The 14,654-nt window shown below is 70.4% G+C and carries 18 protein-coding genes; 5 read left to right on the top strand and 13 right to left on the bottom strand.

Features of this window, described 5'->3' with window-relative positions:
* Nucleotides 1–254 precede the first annotated feature (254 nt).
* The 4 genes from ychF to B9S61_RS42135 all read left to right on the top strand — a co-directional run bounded on the left by ychF (nt 255) and on the right by B9S61_RS42135 (nt 2,681).
* On the top strand, nt 255–1,343 hold the full coding sequence (gene ychF, locus B9S61_RS06635; protein WP_103541405.1) for a redox-regulated ATPase YchF: 1,089 nt from the start codon (nt 255–257) through the stop codon (nt 1,341–1,343).
* A 329-nt stretch (nt 1,344–1,672) separates the two neighbouring features.
* The gene (locus tag B9S61_RS06640; protein ID WP_103541406.1) at nt 1,673–1,957 is read left to right on the top strand and encodes a hypothetical protein; all 285 of its coding nucleotides are present in this window, start codon (nt 1,673–1,675) and stop codon (nt 1,955–1,957) included.
* Nucleotides 1,939–2,352, top strand: a complete 414-nt coding sequence (locus B9S61_RS06645; RefSeq protein WP_103541407.1) for a DNA-binding protein — start codon at nt 1,939–1,941, stop codon at nt 2,350–2,352. Before B9S61_RS06640 ends, B9S61_RS06645 begins: the two co-directional genes overlap by 19 nt.
* Before the next feature lie 200 nt (nt 2,353–2,552).
* A complete protein-coding gene (locus tag B9S61_RS42135; RefSeq protein WP_258039573.1) occupies nt 2,553–2,681 on the top strand; it encodes a hypothetical protein in 129 nt (42 codons plus the stop codon).
* Nucleotides 2,682–2,774: 93 nt separating this feature from the next.
* Here B9S61_RS42135 and B9S61_RS06650 read toward each other — a convergent pair whose 3' ends face one another.
* Nucleotides 2,775–3,092, bottom strand: a complete 318-nt coding sequence (locus B9S61_RS06650) for a DUF427 domain-containing protein (RefSeq protein WP_103541408.1) — start codon at nt 3,090–3,092, stop codon at nt 2,775–2,777.
* 161 nt (nt 3,093–3,253) lie between these two features.
* Between B9S61_RS06650 and B9S61_RS06655 the strand changes: the two genes are divergently transcribed.
* A complete protein-coding gene (locus tag B9S61_RS06655) occupies nt 3,254–3,802 on the top strand; it encodes a carboxymuconolactone decarboxylase family protein (protein ID WP_056704904.1) in 549 nt (182 codons plus the stop codon).
* Here the strand turns inward: B9S61_RS06655 and B9S61_RS06660 are convergent.
* The 12 genes from B9S61_RS06660 to B9S61_RS06715 form a co-directional block, all read right to left on the bottom strand.
* Nucleotides 3,744–4,043: a hypothetical protein gene (locus tag B9S61_RS06660; protein ID WP_103541409.1), complete on the bottom strand. Its 300-nt coding sequence runs from the start codon at nt 4,041–4,043 to the stop codon at nt 3,744–3,746. The two genes, B9S61_RS06655 and B9S61_RS06660, sit on opposite strands and share 59 nt — an antisense overlap.
* Nucleotides 4,040–4,357, bottom strand: coding sequence for a helix-turn-helix transcriptional regulator (locus tag B9S61_RS06665; protein WP_258039574.1), 318 nt, complete (start codon nt 4,355–4,357; stop codon nt 4,040–4,042). The genes B9S61_RS06660 and B9S61_RS06665 overlap by 4 nt, the downstream gene beginning before the upstream one ends.
* A 318-nt stretch (nt 4,358–4,675) precedes the next feature.
* Nucleotides 4,676–5,389, bottom strand: a complete 714-nt coding sequence (locus B9S61_RS06670; RefSeq protein WP_258039575.1) for a Crp/Fnr family transcriptional regulator — start codon at nt 5,387–5,389, stop codon at nt 4,676–4,678.
* A gap of 230 nt (nt 5,390–5,619) precedes the next feature.
* Nucleotides 5,620–6,102: a hypothetical protein gene (locus B9S61_RS06675; protein ID WP_103541411.1), complete on the bottom strand. Its 483-nt coding sequence runs from the start codon at nt 6,100–6,102 to the stop codon at nt 5,620–5,622.
* Nucleotides 6,103–6,182: 80 nt separating this feature from the next.
* Nucleotides 6,183–7,367, bottom strand: coding sequence for an NAD(P)-binding domain-containing protein (locus B9S61_RS06680; RefSeq protein ID WP_103541412.1), 1,185 nt, complete (start codon nt 7,365–7,367; stop codon nt 6,183–6,185).
* 23 nt (nt 7,368–7,390) lie between these two features.
* Nucleotides 7,391–9,067 (bottom strand): radical SAM protein, encoded by a 1,677-nt coding sequence (locus B9S61_RS06685; protein ID WP_146064736.1) that lies wholly within the window; start codon nt 9,065–9,067, stop codon nt 7,391–7,393.
* A 45-nt stretch (nt 9,068–9,112) separates the two neighbouring features.
* Entirely contained in the window at nt 9,113–9,841 is a 729-nt protein-coding gene (locus tag B9S61_RS06690) for a TIGR04283 family arsenosugar biosynthesis glycosyltransferase (protein WP_103541414.1), read from the bottom strand.
* Entirely contained in the window at nt 9,838–10,512 is a 675-nt protein-coding gene (locus B9S61_RS06695) for a TIGR04282 family arsenosugar biosynthesis glycosyltransferase (RefSeq protein ID WP_181007272.1), read from the bottom strand. The genes B9S61_RS06690 and B9S61_RS06695 overlap by 4 nt, the downstream gene beginning before the upstream one ends.
* Nucleotides 10,509–11,297 (bottom strand): MTAP family purine nucleoside phosphorylase, encoded by a 789-nt coding sequence (locus B9S61_RS06700; RefSeq protein ID WP_103541415.1) that lies wholly within the window; start codon nt 11,295–11,297, stop codon nt 10,509–10,511. The genes B9S61_RS06695 and B9S61_RS06700 overlap by 4 nt, the downstream gene beginning before the upstream one ends.
* A 26-nt stretch (nt 11,298–11,323) precedes the next feature.
* Nucleotides 11,324–12,751: a radical SAM protein gene (locus tag B9S61_RS06705; protein WP_103541416.1), complete on the bottom strand. Its 1,428-nt coding sequence runs from the start codon at nt 12,749–12,751 to the stop codon at nt 11,324–11,326.
* On the bottom strand, nt 12,751–13,209 hold the full coding sequence (locus B9S61_RS06710; protein ID WP_103541417.1) for a MauE/DoxX family redox-associated membrane protein: 459 nt from the start codon (nt 13,207–13,209) through the stop codon (nt 12,751–12,753). Before B9S61_RS06710 ends, B9S61_RS06705 begins: the two co-directional genes overlap by 1 nt.
* On the bottom strand, nt 13,206–14,615 hold the full coding sequence (locus B9S61_RS06715; RefSeq protein WP_103541418.1) for an NAD(P)/FAD-dependent oxidoreductase: 1,410 nt from the start codon (nt 14,613–14,615) through the stop codon (nt 13,206–13,208). Before B9S61_RS06715 ends, B9S61_RS06710 begins: the two co-directional genes overlap by 4 nt.
* Nucleotides 14,616–14,654 lie beyond the last annotated feature (39 nt).

Genomic DNA, 14,654 nt, shown 5'->3' on the forward strand with positions numbered 1-14,654 from the left:
GGGGTGGCCCGGGTGCCGGGTCACGTCGCGGTCCGTGCTGTGCGGGTCGCGTCCTGTGTTGCTCCACCGGACCAACTTAGGTCGTTTTATGTGCCGAACAGTCCGTCAGACACGCCGGGAACCGGAGCCCGGCCAGGCGTTCGACACACCGGCCGGACGGGCACGGCCACGCCGTAGACTGGTGGATCGGCCCACACAGCCCCGTCGGGCCGGTCCGTCCTCACCCCTCATCCTCACGTACGGGAAGTCGCAACGTGTCGCTCACGATCGGAATCGTCGGCCTGCCGAATGTCGGCAAGTCGACCCTGTTCAACGCCCTGACCAAGAACGACGTGCTGGCGGCCAACTACCCGTTCGCCACGATCGAGCCGAACGTCGGCGTGGTCGGCGTCCCCGACCCCCGCCTCACCAAGCTGGCGGAGATCTTCGGCTCCCAGCGCATCCTCCCGGCCACCGTCGACTTCGTCGACATCGCGGGCATCGTGCGCGGCGCCTCGGAGGGCGAGGGCCTGGGCAACAAGTTCCTCGCGAACATCCGCGAGTCCGACGCGATCTGCCAGGTCATCCGCGCCTTCAAGGACGAGAACGTCGTCCACGTCGACGGCAAGGTCTCGCCGAAGGACGACATCGAGACGATCAACACCGAGCTGATCCTCGCCGACCTGCAGACCATCGAGAAGGTCCTGCCCCGCCTCCAGAAGGAGTCGCGGATCAAGAAGGACATCGCGCCGAAGGTCAAGGCGGTCGAGGAGGCCAAGGAGATCATGGAGAAGGGCGACACCCTCTTCTCCCAGGGCATCGTCCAGGGCACCGAGCGCGCGGAGCTCCTCCACGACCTGCACCTCCTCACCACCAAGCCCTTCCTCTACGTCTTCAACGTCGACGAGGACGAGCTGACCGACGAGGACTTCAAGAACGAGCAGCGCGCCCTGGTCGCCCCCGCCGAGGCGATCTTCCTCAACGCCAAGCTGGAGGCGGACCTCGCCGAGCTGGACGAGGACGAGGCCCTCGAGCTCCTCCAGTCCGTCGGCCAGGAGGAGCCCGGCCTCGCCACCCTCGCCCACGTCGGCTTCCGCACCCTCGGCCTGCAGACCTACCTCACGGCCGGCCCCAAGGAATCCCGCGCCTGGACCATCAAGAAGGGCGCCACCGCCCCCGAGGCCGCCGGTGTCATCCACACCGACTTCCAGAAGGGCTTCATCAAGGCGGAGGTCATCTCCTTCGCCGACCTGGTCGAGACCGGCTCGGTCGCCGAGGCCCGAGCCAAGGGCAAGGCCCGCATGGAGGGCAAGGACTACGTCATGCAGGACGGCGACGTGGTGGAGTTCCGCTTCAACGTGTAGCCGCCGACTTATCACCACGTCGCTGATCTGGCAAACGCCCAGGTCAGAGAGGGCCCGACTCTTCGGAGTCGGGCCCTTGGTTTTTTCCCGTGCTGGGATGGTGCTGGGATAGCTGACCCCTCGTCACCTGTCATCACCCCTGCTCATCCCTACCGTGCTGGGATCGTGCTGGGATGGGATGGAACGCCCGTGCTGGGTTTCGGGCGTTGCGCTGCCCGATGCGGGGGGCTGGCGAGGGTGGATCCGTCCACACGCCTTCTTCACGGCTGTGGGCCTACATGCAGGGCCGCACCGTGGCACTTTTCCTACTCGTTTGACACAATCGGGGTATGGCCGAGACGACGTACAGCATCGGGGAAGGGCCGGCGACGCGGGTGAGCCTGTCGCTGCCGGAGGGGACCGCGGAGGCGATCCGGGCGCGGGTGGGTAAGCGGGAGTTCTCGGCGTTCATCGCTGAGGCGGTCGAGCGTGAGCTGCGTGGTCAGGTCCTTGACGAGTACTTGGCCGACTACGAGAGCCGCAAGGGGCCGGTCTCTGAGCAGGCCCGGCAGCGGGCACGCCAGGTCTTCGACGAGGTGTTCGCCGAGGAGGCCGAGTGGCCCGCCGCAGGCTGAGTCACGAGGGGACGCTGATCCTTGACAGTGAAGGGCTCTCGAAGCTACTCGCCGACGACGAGCAGGTGGTGGCTCTGAGCACCGAGGCGCGCTCGCGCGGCATGGAGGTCGTGATCAGTGCGCTCACCATCATCGAGGCCGTCCACTCGCGTACGAACAAGTCCCGCCTGAACTGGGTGCTCTCCGGTCTGCGGGTCGTCCCGGTGGGCGACGAGGAGGCGAGAGCGGCCTCGAAGCTGCTGATGGGAGCAGGTTTGCACGGGCACAAGTACGCGATCGATGCGGCGGTCGCTGAGGCAGCGCTGCGCCAGCACCGCCCCGTGGTCATGGTGACCTCCGATATCGACGACATGGTCAAGCTCTGCGGCGGTCGGGTCCGGCTCGTGGCGGTCTGACTTCCCCTGTCCACGGTGTGACAGGGCAGTGTTCGATAGGGTCAGGTGAAATTCACAGGTGAGGTGCTGATCGTCGCTTTGCTGCCTTTCGACGGGCGGTCAGGGCGTGGCGGTGGAACTGCAAGTATGCGGCGGATCCCCGGTTTCGGTATCCGGGGATCCGCCGCCGTGTTGCGGCAGGGAGATCAACAGTCCCGGACATGATCATGGTGACGATCTTCAGCCTCGACCGCGCCGCCGGAGTGGCCCCAGTCGGCCACAGTTACCGCGAAGAGGCGGCGCCCTGGTTGGCCGTTACCCTCGCCCCCGACCCGCAGGATCGATCGTGACCGGCAGTACGGTCGGCAGGCCGGATACGCCGCGCCGCGAGCCGGATCGCGACCGCGGCAGTGGCGACGACAAAATCAGTAACACGCAGGAGGTCAGCGGCTCTGAGCCGTCGGCTTCTTCTCTCGGGTTCCTTCGATGGTGACACCGTTCCAGAAGGCGACGTGGTTCCTGATGCGGCGGGCGAGTGGGCTGGGGTGCGGGTAGTACCAGGCGGCGTCCGGGCTGGTGACGCCGTCGACGGACACGGAGTAGGAGCGGGCGACGCCCTTCCACGGGCACAGCGATTTGGTCGGGCTGTCGGTGAAGTACTCGCGTTTGAGGGAGTCGGGCGGGAAGTAGTCGTTGCCTTCCACACGCTTGGTGCGGGGGGTTTCGGCGATGACGACGCCGTTGAAGATCGCTCGCATCATGACTGCTCGTGCTCCTTTTACTGGGGGCGTTACGGAAACCCGGTGGGTCGAGGCCGGGCTTCCGTTTCACAGCGCGGGTTGTGGAAGACAGCCGTGCCTTCGCCGGGTTCCCTTCCTGTACGGCCCGTCCGGGCCGTTGTGAGCAGATGGAGGGAACACAGATGTCCAGGATTCCGGTACACACGGTCGACAGCGCTCCGGATCAGAGCCGCGAGGCGCTGCGGGTGCTGGAGAAGCGTTTCGGAAAGCTGCTCAACATCCATGCGGAGATGGCGCATTCGCCGGTGGTGCTGGCAGCGTACGCAGCGATGACCGACGCGATAGCGGAGCACGGCACCTTCGACGCCCGTACGCGGGAGGCAATCGCGCTGGCGGTCGGCGCGGTCGACCACTGCGACTACTGCCAGTCCGCCCACACGATGGCGGGCAAGGCGGCCGGGCTGAGCGAGGAGCAGACCGTGGCCATCCGCCGCGGCGAGGTCGACTTCGATCCGAAGCTGGCCGCGCTGGTCGGCGTCGTACGCGAGATCGCGTCCGAGGTCGGGGAGGTGGACGATGCGACGTGGCAACGGGGTCTGGATGCGGGGTGGAGTGATGTGGAGCTGACCGAGGCGTTCGCGCATGTGGTGGCGAACCTGTTCACGAACTACTTCAACCACTACGCCCGTACCGAGCTGGACGTTCCGCCGGCTCCTGGTCTTCCGGGCTGAACGGGGGCGGGCAGCAGGCGCCGCGGTCCAGGCGACGGCGGCGGACGAGCAGGCCGACCGCGGCGACCACCACGGCGGTGGCCGCCGCGATGGTCCAGAAGTCGTGCAGGAGATCGCCGAGGGCGCCGAGCGCACCGCCGGCCGGCAGAACCGGTCCGGCGCAGCAGGCCACCAGCACCAGGCCGGCGCCCCCGGCGGCCAGTGCACCGGTCGGCCGGGGCGGTTTGCCGGTGTCGGTCATCGCGAGTCGTCTCCTTGAGGGCTGGCCGGGTCGATGCGGGGGCAGCAGGTCAGGGTGGTGGCGTTGTCGGCGGCCAGGGCGCGGGCGAGGAGGACCAGGTCGGCGACGCGGGGGTCACCGACGGAGTAGAGCAGCCGGCGGCCGTCGCGGCGGGCGGTCACGTAGCCGCAGTCGGTGAGGCAGGACAGGTGGACCGACACCCTGGGCTGGGAGATCTGGGCATGGGTGACGCACTCGGTGGTGGTGCGCTCGCCGCCGAGTATGAACTCCAGCAGTTTCAGCCGGGTGGGATCGGCCAGCGCCCGGAAGAACATGGCCACTGTGTCCGTGTGCGGGCAGGTTCCCGCCGAGGCGGCCGGTGGGGCCGGAGTGGGGCGCTGGAGCATGTGGGGGGCCTTCGCGTAGTGAACTATTCGCTTACCCGAATAGTATGGCACTCTTGACCTATCCGGGTAAGCGAATAGGCGGGTCGATGCAGGGACGGCCCGGGAAGAGGGGCGGCGCCATGGCAGGTGCGGACGCCAGTTCTGACCTGGTGGTCATCGGTCGTCCTCGCAACGCTCCGCAAGCCATCGACTGCCCCGCAGGTACACGCGGAACAGCGGATGCCCTCATACCGCGACGGCTTCGCGCTATCCGCTCTCGTCGCGCAGCCGGTCCGGATCGAGAACGGTGATGCGGCCCCGGCCCAGCCGCAGCAGGCCCCGGTCGGCCAGTTCACGCAGGACCTTGGTGACCGTCTCGCGGGACGTGCCGGCCAGGGCGGCCACCTGCTCATGGGTGAGTGTGACCTGTGGATGTGAGGCCAGGGGGCGCAGTGTCCGGGACGGTGCCTGCGCGGGGATGAGGGTGATCAGGGTGCAGGCGACACGTTGGGCGACGGACTTGAAGACCGTGTCGGACAGGCGTTGTTCGAGGTCGCCGAGACGGCGGCCGAGGATCGCGGTGATCCGTGCGGCGATCCTGGGATCCGAGAGCAGGAGCCTGTGGACGTCGTCGCGGCTCATCACGCAGACGGTGACGTCGTCGAGGGCCTCGGCGTAGTTGCCGTACATGCGCTGCCCGAGCAGTACCATCTCGCCGAAGATCGTGCCGGGGTTGATGATCGCCGTGGTCAGGGCGCGGCCCTCGGCGGAGACGCGGAAGATGCGGATGCGTCCGCGTTTGAGGATGAACAGCACCTCGGACGGCTGGGGCGGGGAACAGAGGATCTCGCCTGCTGTGTAGGTCCTCATCGGGGCGGCTTCCGCGATGGCCGCCATCTCCGGCTCGCTCAGGTCGCAGAAGATGTCCACCTCGGACAGGCACCACGTGCGGTCGGCGTCGTCATGGTGATTCTCGCGCATGCGGCCTATGTCCTCGCGTCGGCCCGGGGCCCAGGGCGGTGGTGCCGCACCCCAGGGCGGGTCCGCCAGGGCGTCGGCCCCCTCAGCCAGACACTAGGGCACCTGTCCGTCGATAGGGACGTCTGTGCTCTCCTGTGCCCCTGCGGGCGGAAGAGATCCCTCCGGTGGAGCGCCCCGGGGCGGAGGCGCGCCCGGGGTGCCTGCTGACTCCGGCGGTGTGCGTCCCATGCTCAGGCCGACCCTGTGCGCTTCTTGCCCATCATCGAGGCGATGCAGGCAAACGCGAGTCCGAGCAGCAGACCGAAGACGAGATGAGCGCCGAAGCTGGAGCTGGTGACGTCGTTCCACTCGAAGACCGGCATGCCCATGTTCGCGGGCATGATCCACATCGCTCCGATCAGCCAGGCCACGACTCCGAACCCCAGCCCGAGCACGGCTGCGGGCACCATCTTCTGGGCGTAGCTGCCCAGAAGTGCGCCGAAGGCCAGGCCGAAGGAGACGGCGATGGCCGGGTGGATGAGCCAGCCCGCGACGGCGTTCGTCGAGCCCAGCAGCCCGGCAACCATCGTGATCATCGCGGTGTCCATCATCGGCCGGGAGACGGACATCCAGATGCCCATGCCGATGCCGCCCACGACAACAGCCGCGGCGCCCCAGGCGGCATGCAGGGGGATGACGGCGGCTCTCGGGGATACCTGCACGGTGGTTGTCATGGTCCACGACCTCTCTGCCTGCGTGTCTTCCTTCCTGGCCGACGCTAGAACCAGTGCATCGGGAAGGTATGTGACCGCGCTTACGTACCGGCAGGTAGAAGCTCTGATTCTTCGGCGTACGCGGCGGCGAGCTGGTCGATCTGCTCGTAGCCGGTGCGCAGCAGGAAGGTGTTGAGGCGGCCGTAGGACTTGGCGCCCAGGATGAAGAAGTGCGGTTCGGGATTGCGCAGGGCGTCGATGCCGACGGACGGCTGGGTGAGGCAGTCGCCGCCCGCGGAGCCGAGGAGGGCGGCGGAGAGGTTCATGGGGGCGCCGGTGGCGTAGCACTCGTGGACCTGCAACTGCCGGTAGAGGGCAGCGTCGCCGGTGTACCCGGTCAGCGCCACGATGTGGTCGCAGACGATCTCGCGTAGGCCGCCCGCGGTGGTGAGGGTGACGCGCACCCGGTCGCCGGCGGGATGCAGGGCCTGGACGTGGGCGCCGGTGTGGACGGTGGCGCGGTCGTGGGCGCCGTCGGCGAGGGCGCGGGAGGTGTCCACGAGATGCTGACGGCCGGGCAGTGTGTCGTCGGGTACGGCGCCCCAGTCGGGTGCCGGTTTGCGCACCGCCCACTCGACGCGGGCGCCGGGCAGGGCTGCGAGGTCGCGGGCGGCGGTCTGGGCGGATTTGCCAGCACCGACGAGCAGGACGGTTCCGGCCCAGCGGGCGGGTTCGGCTGTGTCCGGGAGGGTGCGGGTGATGTGGTGGGCGAGGGCTCGTTCGCCGGGGGCGGGGATGCCGCCGGGGCCCAGGGTGTTGGGGTGGGAGTAGGTGCCGGTGCAGTCCAGGACGAGGTCGGCCTCGGCGGTGGCCTCGCCGTCGGGGGTGTCGAGCAGGAGAGTGAAGGGGGCGGCGGCGCGGGTGCCGGTGCCGATCTGCTCGTGCTTGAGCAGGCCAGTGCGGGCGATGGCGGCCACGCGGGTGCGGTAGCGGATGCGGCCCTTGAGGGCGGGCAGGGCGGCGACCGGGTCGAGCAGGCGGGTCGCCAGTTCGGCCCCGGTGGGGCAGTCGTCGCCGGTCGGGGTGTCCGGCAGGCGGGCCCTCATCCGGTGGGAGACGTTGAGGTCCCACGGGGTGAAGAGCCGAACGTGGCCCCAGGCCCGTACATGGGCGGCGACGGTCTCCGCGGCCTCGTAGACGGTGAACGGCCATCCGGTGTCGGCGCAAGCGAGCGCGGCGTCGAGGCCGACGGGCCCGGCGCCGAGGATCGCGACATGTCGCTGCATGGTGAACTCCCTTTCCGCACGGGTCAGATGGCGCAGTGGACGGGGCGGGGCAGGGTGCCGTCGGTGAGGCGGGCGGTGAAGAACCGCTCGGTGACCAGCTGTTGGCCCCTGGCGAGCGGGGTGCCGGCCGGTGCGAGGTGCATGTCGGGGCTGGTGGTGAGGTCGGCTCCGGCGGGGTGCCAGTGCAGTCCGTCGGCGGTGACGGTCAGTTCGGGGATGCTGGAGTCCTCGCCGATCTCCACGCCGGTGTCGGAGAAGCCGCGCCGCAGCAGCGGGCGTACCGCGAAGTGGGCGGCGGGCAGGCCGAGTCCGGCCAGCAGCTCGGCGACCGCGGGGACCTCGTGCGTGTTGTCCGGGGTCTCGGTGAGGGCGACGCGCGGGGGCAGGCCGAGGTCGATCAGGTGGCGGATGCCGTCGAGGGTGCGCTGCCAGGAGCCGGCGCCGCGGTGGAGGTCGTGGGTGGTGGCGGTGGCGCCGTCCAGGGAGGTCTGGACGGTGAGTTTGCGGTCGGCCAGGTCCGCGAGGTCGGCGGCGCGGCGGCCCCGCAGCAGCATCGCGTTGGTCATCACGACGGTGGGCAGCTGGGCGGAGGCGTGGTCGAGGAGGGCGACGATGTCAGGGTGCAGGAAGGGCTCGCCGCCGGTGAGGTACAGCTCAGTGAACCCCGCCTGTACGGCCTCGTCGACGAGGGCGTGGAAGGTGTCGGTGGGCAGGGTGCGGGGCGCGGCCTTCGGGGAGGAGGCGACGGCGCAGTAGTCGCAGGCCAGGTTGCAGTGGAAGTTGGTGTAGATCCACAGTCGGGACGGGAAGTACGCCGTGCCGAAGAGGGGCACGACCGGACGCTCGCCCGCCAGGGCATCGGTGGTCGTCTCGCCCCAGCCGTCGTTCGCGGGGCGGAAGCCGGAGGGCAGGGTGGAGCGGTAGAGGTGGTAACGGCCGCGGGAGCGCTCGCGTGGCGGCAGGATTTCCAGGCAGGTGGTCCACCAGCCGGTTTCGATGGTCTCGGCGAAGATCTCGGGCAGCCCCGCGGCGCGCATCGAGCGGGCCTGTGCCTGCCAGTCGTACGCGAGCGGGATCAGCTCGGCCGTGATCGGCCCGTCGGACAGGTCGAGGATCGCGTACCAGACCTCGCGGCGGCCGTCGTTGGCCGGTTTGCCGAGCACACCGACGTTGACGGCAAGGGTGTCGCCGATGCGCCGCTGCCAGGGCAGGCCGCTGTGGGTGCACAGGACGACATCGGCGCCGGACGCCTCCGCTCGCAGGCGGTGCTGCTCCTCGGGCAGCGACTCCCACCAGAAGTCGTTCAGGGCCAGGGTCGAGCCGTGGACCATGTGGACGTCGACGCCGTCGATCGTCTCCCGGCGTTCGGTGGGCAGGGTGCCCATCCAGGCGGCGAAGTCGCGGCCGGTGGTGGCGAGCGTGTGGTCGTAGATCAGCTGGGCGTACTCATTGTCCTTCGGGTCGCGGTAACCGCAGCCGCAGTCGGTGTCGCCGCGGGCGATGGCCACGTCGTAGTTTCCGGCGACGCACTCGACTGTGTTGTCGGTGAGGATCGGCCACAGGGCATCGATGTCGGCGCCGAAGCCGCCGAGGTCTCCCAGGCAGAACAGCCGCTCGGCACCCCGGGCGCGGGCGTCGTCGACGAATGCCTGGAGAGCGTACGGGTTTCCGTAGGGCCCTCCGCAGACTGCGATGCGCATGAAGTCGGTCTCCAATGTGTCGAAGAGAGAGGGGGAGGGTGTCGCTCAGGTGGGGCTGGTTCGTTCCGCTGCCCGGGATCTGTGCGGGAAGAGGCGGGGGCCGGCGGTGTAGCGGGCGCGGATGGCTTCGGGGTCGACGCCGGCGAAGTACAGCAGCTTCAGGTACTGCATGAAGGCGATCATGCGCCAGGTCCCGTGGGCGACCAGGCGGCGTGAGGAGGCCGTCGACGTGGCGGGCAGCAGGCACAGCGGGCCACGGCGGTGCAGGCGCCGTGACATCTCCAGGTCCTCCATGATGGCCAGGTCGGGGAAGCCTCCGAGTTCGTCGAAGACGGTGCGGCGGACGAACATGGCCTGGTCGCCGAAGATGTGGTGGAGGCGGCGGGCGCGGGCGTTGGACGTCCACGCGAGGTAGTTCAGGGCAGGGGTGCGGCGGTCGAAGCGGAGGGTGAGGCCGCCTCCGACCACGGCCGGGTCGGCGAGTGCGGCCCGGATCTGGTCCAGGGCGTCTGGATCGATGTCGGTGTCGGCGTGGACGAACCAGAGGATGTCGCCGGAGGCGTGCCGGGCGCCCTCGTTCATCTGCTTGGCCCGTCCTCGCTCACTGGAGATCACGGTGGCGTGGAGCGCGGCGAGTTCGGCGGTGGCGTCGGTGGAGCCGCCGTCCACGACGATCAGCTCGCAGTCGGGGAAGTCGCGGCACAGGCGGCTCACCGCGCGCTGGATCGCGGCCTCCTCGTTCAGTACCGGGACGATGATCGACACGTGTGTCATGGCGCCTCCCCGGGCCGGATCAGAGCGGCGATCGGCGCGGGCAGCGCCGGATCGGCGAGGAGGGCGGCTGCGTCTTCGGGGGTGTCCAGATCCCGCAGTGGGCACAGCAGCTCCACGCTCAGCCCTTCGCGCCGGGCGGCGCAGCGGGTCGCCCTCAGCACCCGGTCCGTGCTCCAGACATCCGCGTCGAGGGCGAAGAGCGAGGTGTGGGGGGCGCGCAGGCCGATCAGGTAGTAGCCGCCGTCGAGCGCGGGGCCCAGCACCACGTCGTGGCTTTCCAGGGCGGTGAACGCGGCGGTCAGGTGGTCGCCGGTGAGGGTCGGCGCGTCGGTGCCGATGACCAGCAGCGGGCCCGCGCCGTCGGCGAAGGCGTCGGCGACGGCTGCGGCCAGGCGCTGTCCGAGGTCTTCGCCGCGCTGGAGGCGCAGGCGGACGCCGGCGGATGCTGCCGTACCGATGGTGTCCCCGCCGTCGGCCGGGGCGTAGGCGAGGTAGGTCCGCGGAATGCGGAGGGTGGTCAGTTCCAGGGTGTGGCGGATGAGTCCGGCCTGGAGTTCCGCGCAGCGAAGCGGGCCGAGCAGGGGATGCAGCCGGGTCTTGACCGTGCCGGGCCGCGGCGCCTTGGCCATGACCAGGATCGCGGGTGTGCCCCGGTGGGCGGTGGCGCTCACGTGTCGAACCGGTAGACGAAACCCGCCGCGCTCACGCTGCCCAGGGATGGCAGCGCGTGCCCGGCCAGCGTGGCGAAGACCTCCTTGCTCGCCGCCATGCGGTCCAGCAACGCCTGCACCGGTTCCGGTTTCGCGGCGACGCCGTTGGCGTAGTCGGTGACGAAAGCGACCAGGGCCATGGGCAGTTCGGCCTCACCGGCCAGGACGACCTCCGGGCCCGCGGTCTGGCTGATGGCACTCACCCCGGCCGCGGCCAGCGCGGCCACCTCCGAACGCGAGTTGAACCGGGGCCCGTCGACGTGTCCGTACACGCCCCGCGTCGCGACGGGTACCCCGGTCTGCTCGGCGGCGGTGATCAGCGCCTGGCGCAGCGGCTCACTGAAGGGCCGGTCGAAGATCCAGTGGCCCCGTCCGGCCCCGCCGGGGGTGTCGTACCAGGTGCAGGGGGTGCCGTCGGGCAGCCGGTTGGCGGGGAAGTACAGGTCGTCGAAGACGACCAGCGAGCCTGGCCGCAGGTCCGGGTCGAGGGAGCCGCAGACGGTGAAGGACACCACGGCCTCCGCCTCGACGGCCAGCAGAGCGGCGAGGTTCGCCTTGTGGCCGACCTGGTTGGAGAGCCTGTGGTGGCCGGTGCCGTGCCGGGACAGCTGCACGATCTCCGCGCCCCCGAGGCGGCCCTCGGTGACCGTGACCTCGCCGTGGTCGGTGACGACGGTCCTCTCGGCCGCACCCTCCATGTGGGGCCAGTCGTAGCTGCCGGAGCCGGTGATCACGCCTATGCGCATGGACTGCTTCTCCTTCGGTTCTTCGGTTACATGCCGGACGGGCCGGGTGAGCGGCGTGCTGGGGTGCGGACCTCGACGATCGGCAGCAGGGTGCGCAGCGCGGCGTTCTCGGCCGGGTCGAGCACGGCGTGCTGGACGCAGGCGGGGACGAGGGTGCCGTTCGCGGGGTGGGCCATGGCGTAGTGGCAGGCGGCCAGCCGCTCCTGGGTCTCGCGCAGTGCGGGGTCTTCGGCCTGCTCGCCGCGTTGCATCATCGCCCAGGCCGGGGCGACGACGTCGGCGTCCATGAACTGGTGCATGACGAAGGTGACCGGCCGCACCCGCATCCGGTGGCGGACCAGCCGCAGCAGGCCGACGCGGCGGGCGGTACGGCCCAGCCAGCGCAGCCCCGTCACCACGGTGGACGGATGGCGGGCCACCACCCGCACGATCCTTGCCGCGAGGAGGGCGGTCGGGGTGCCGGTGAAGGTCATCTTCCCGAAGTAGCGGAAGAACGCGTCGCGCACGGCGAGGTCGCGCGGGTCGTCGCCGTCGAGGAACGGACACCAGCGGCTGCCGACGTAGAAGCCGTAGGCGGTGCGGTTGCAGCGCACGTCGCCGTTCTCGAAAACGTGGTGGTCCAGCCGGGTTCCGGCGCCGCGTTCGACCTCCGCCCACACCGCGTCCGGGGTCGCCTCGCGGAACTTCTCCTTCCAGCGGCGCTCGTCGCCGAGGAAGGCGGCGGGCTGGAAGGAGAACATGCCGAAGCCCATGGCGTGGCAGGCGCGGATCACGCTCGCGACCTCGTCGAGGTTGCCCGGGGTGACGGTCATGTTGTGGGCGAGGAAGAACCGCACCCCGTGCTCGCGCCGGAGGCGGGTGAACATGGCGGCGAACCGGGCGCGGTAAGGGTTGAGCGACTGCTCGTCCGGCGGGCGTTCGATGCCGCGCCGGCCGTACATGAACTTGTCGAAGTGCGCGGCGAACGACAGTCGCCCGAGGCGCTGTGTGCCGTCCGGTCCGAGTGCGAGGCCGGTGAGGTAGTCGTAGTCGAAGTCGCCGTGGGTGAAGCTCATCGGTTCCCGGCCGTGCTCCCGCATGATCGCTAGGGCGGCGGCGTGGTCGTCGGGGGTGAGCAGGCTGACCTCGCCGCCGATGAGCTGGGTGTGGGCGCGTGGGCCGCGCAGTTCGCGCAGCAGGCGCATCTGCGCGGCGATCTGTTCGTGGGTGTGGGGGCCGTCGACGCGGACCTGGTTGGCGTCTCTGGAGTGGTAGCAGGGGGTGCACTTGAGGTTGCACTTGGGGAAGACGCCGTGGGTGCCCTCGCAGCCGACGCCGTGCCGGCCGAGAATCTGGCCGGGGGTCCGGGCCGCGTCGGGGAGTTCCGCCCAGCGGCGCTCCATCGCCGCAGCGAACTCGGTGTCGTAGGGGCGGGTGGCACGTTCGAGGGCGCGCAGTGTCGCGGTGATCCGCATCAGTGGTTCTCCTGCGGGGTTCGAGCTGTACGAGCTGTGGCGGGCGACGAGGTGGGCCGGGCCCGGCGCAGGCCGCGCCACAGCAGCCAGGCGTACAGCAGCATCAGGGCATCCTCGACGAGGACGTACCAGCGCAACGGCTGGGGGAGGTAGGTGCCGAAGCAGCCGCAGTTGTCGAGCACGAGTCCCCGGGCGAACGCCTGAGAGGCCAGGACCGCCCACACCACCGCCACGCCGGTATACAGCCAGACGGGCGTGGTGGCGCGGGAGCGGGGCCGGGCAAGGAACCAAACAGCCGTTACGGCTTGGGCGCTGATCAGCGCCACGGCCAGGGCGGTCGAGGCCGCACCGGATGTCAGTCCGTAGGTGGTCAGGATGGCGGGCATCGCGTCGAACGAAGCGGCCTGGCCGAGCGCCATCGCCGCGAGGAGCAGGCCCAGGACGAGACGAAGGATCACCGGATCACCCCTCTGCGGAGTTTCAGTAGCGCGCCGATGGGGCCGCTGCCCCGGGCGAGACGGGCGTAGACGTCGGCCAGCGCGGTGTGCCAGGGCCCGTCGGCGTAGGTGGGATAGGGGTGCACGGTGCGGGCGTAGTCGGAGGGCGTCCAGCCCAGGCGGACCGCCGCCGCGAGGTGGGCGATGGTCTCGCCGGCCCTCGGTGACACGACCGTGGCTCCGACGATCTTGCCGCGCGGGCCCAGCACCAGGGTGGTGAAGCCTTCGGTGCGGCCGTCGGCGACCGCCCGGTCGATCCGGTCGTTGTCCAAGGTGTGGAAGCGTGTGTCGTCGCCGTATTTCTCCCGCGCCTCGTCCGCGGTCAGGCCGACGCGGGCGATCTCGGGATCGGTGTACGTCACCCAGGGCACCGCCTGGTAGTCGATGGGGCGGCGCACGCCCAGCAGAGCGTCGACGGCGGCTGCTCCGCCCTGCGTGCCGCCCAGGTGGGTGAAGGCCGAGCGGCCGGTCACGTCTCCGGCGGCGTAGATCCGGTGGTTGGTGGTGCGCAGCCGTCCGTCGGTGCGGATATGGCCGGCGTCGGTGAGTTCCACGCCGGCCGCCTCCAGGCCGAGCCCGTGCGTGTGGGAATGGCGCCCCGTGACGGCCAGCAGGGCGTCGTAGGGCAGAGGACCACCGGGCCCGTGAACGGTGTCGGCATCGACTCTCTCGGCGCGGTAGCCGGTCAGTACGGTGACGCCCTCGGCCTCCAGCCGCTCCCGCAGCACCTGCGAGGCCCGGGGCTCCTCGCGCGGTACCAGGCGGTCCATCGCCTCCACGAGGGTGACCTGCGAGCCGAGCCTGGCGAACGCCTGGCCCAGCTCGCAGCCGATCGGCCCGCCACCGAGGACCACCAGGCGGCGCGGGAGTTCGGACAGCTCCCAGACTGTGTCGCTGGTCAGCGGCTCGGCCTCGGCCAGGCCGGGGACCGGTACCAGGGCCGGCGAGGAGCCTGTGGCGATCAGGGCGTACCGGAAGGAGACCTCCCGCTCGCCCGCGGTCAGGGTGCCCGGGCCGGTGAAGGACGCTGCCCCGTGCACCACGTGGACCCCGTACGGGGCGAGCGCGTCGGTGGAGTCGTGGGGTTCGATCGCGCCGATCGCCCGCTTCACCTCCGCCATGGCCGCCGCGAGGTCGGCCGGGCCGGACACCGGCGGGAGCCCGTAGGCAGCGGCGCGGCGGGCGGCCTGGACGTCGGCGGCGACATGCAGCAGTGCCTTGCTCGGCACACATCCTGTCCACAGGCAGTCCCCGCCCAGGCGGTCGCGTTCGACAAGCAGCGTGCGGGCGCCGAGGCGTCCGGCGGTTCGGGCCGCGGTCAGACCGGCGCTGCCGCCGCCGATGACCACCAGGTCGTACCTCTTCATGGCGCGGAACTCTCTGTCGGTGCGCCGTCGTGGGACGGC

The organism is Streptomyces sp. SM1, assembly GCF_002910825.1.
GTDB classification, from domain to species: domain Bacteria; phylum Actinomycetota; class Actinomycetes; order Streptomycetales; family Streptomycetaceae; genus Streptomyces; species Streptomyces okerensis.

Coding starts and splice junctions, on each gene's coding strand:
- B9S61_RS06640 (WP_103541406.1), top strand. CDS start 1,673: ATGGCCGAGACGACGTACAGCATCGGGGAAGGGCCGGCGACGCGGGTG.
- B9S61_RS06675 (WP_103541411.1), bottom strand. CDS start 6,102: ATGACAACCACCGTGCAGGTATCCCCGAGAGCCGCCGTCATCCCCCTG.
- B9S61_RS06715 (WP_103541418.1), bottom strand. CDS start 14,615: ATGAAGAGGTACGACCTGGTGGTCATCGGCGGCGGCAGCGCCGGTCTG.
- B9S61_RS06665 (WP_258039574.1), bottom strand. CDS start 4,357: ATGTTCTTCCGGGCGCTGGCCGATCCCACCCGGCTGAAACTGCTGGAG.
- B9S61_RS06670 (WP_258039575.1), bottom strand. CDS start 5,389: ATGCGCGAGAATCACCATGACGACGCCGACCGCACGTGGTGCCTGTCC.
- B9S61_RS06690 (WP_103541414.1), bottom strand. CDS start 9,841: ATGACACACGTGTCGATCATCGTCCCGGTACTGAACGAGGAGGCCGCG.
- B9S61_RS06650 (WP_103541408.1), bottom strand. CDS start 3,092: ATGATGCGAGCGATCTTCAACGGCGTCGTCATCGCCGAAACCCCCCGC.
- B9S61_RS06680 (WP_103541412.1), bottom strand. CDS start 7,367: ATGCAGCGACATGTCGCGATCCTCGGCGCCGGGCCCGTCGGCCTCGAC.
- B9S61_RS42135 (WP_258039573.1), top strand. CDS start 2,553: ATGATCATGGTGACGATCTTCAGCCTCGACCGCGCCGCCGGAGTGGCC.
- B9S61_RS06685 (WP_146064736.1), bottom strand. CDS start 9,067: ATGCGCATCGCAGTCTGCGGAGGGCCCTACGGAAACCCGTACGCTCTC.
- B9S61_RS06655 (WP_056704904.1), top strand. CDS start 3,254: ATGTCCAGGATTCCGGTACACACGGTCGACAGCGCTCCGGATCAGAGC.
- B9S61_RS06705 (WP_103541416.1), bottom strand. CDS start 12,751: ATGCGGATCACCGCGACACTGCGCGCCCTCGAACGTGCCACCCGCCCC.
- B9S61_RS06700 (WP_103541415.1), bottom strand. CDS start 11,297: ATGCGCATAGGCGTGATCACCGGCTCCGGCAGCTACGACTGGCCCCAC.
- B9S61_RS06660 (WP_103541409.1), bottom strand. CDS start 4,043: ATGACCGACACCGGCAAACCGCCCCGGCCGACCGGTGCACTGGCCGCC.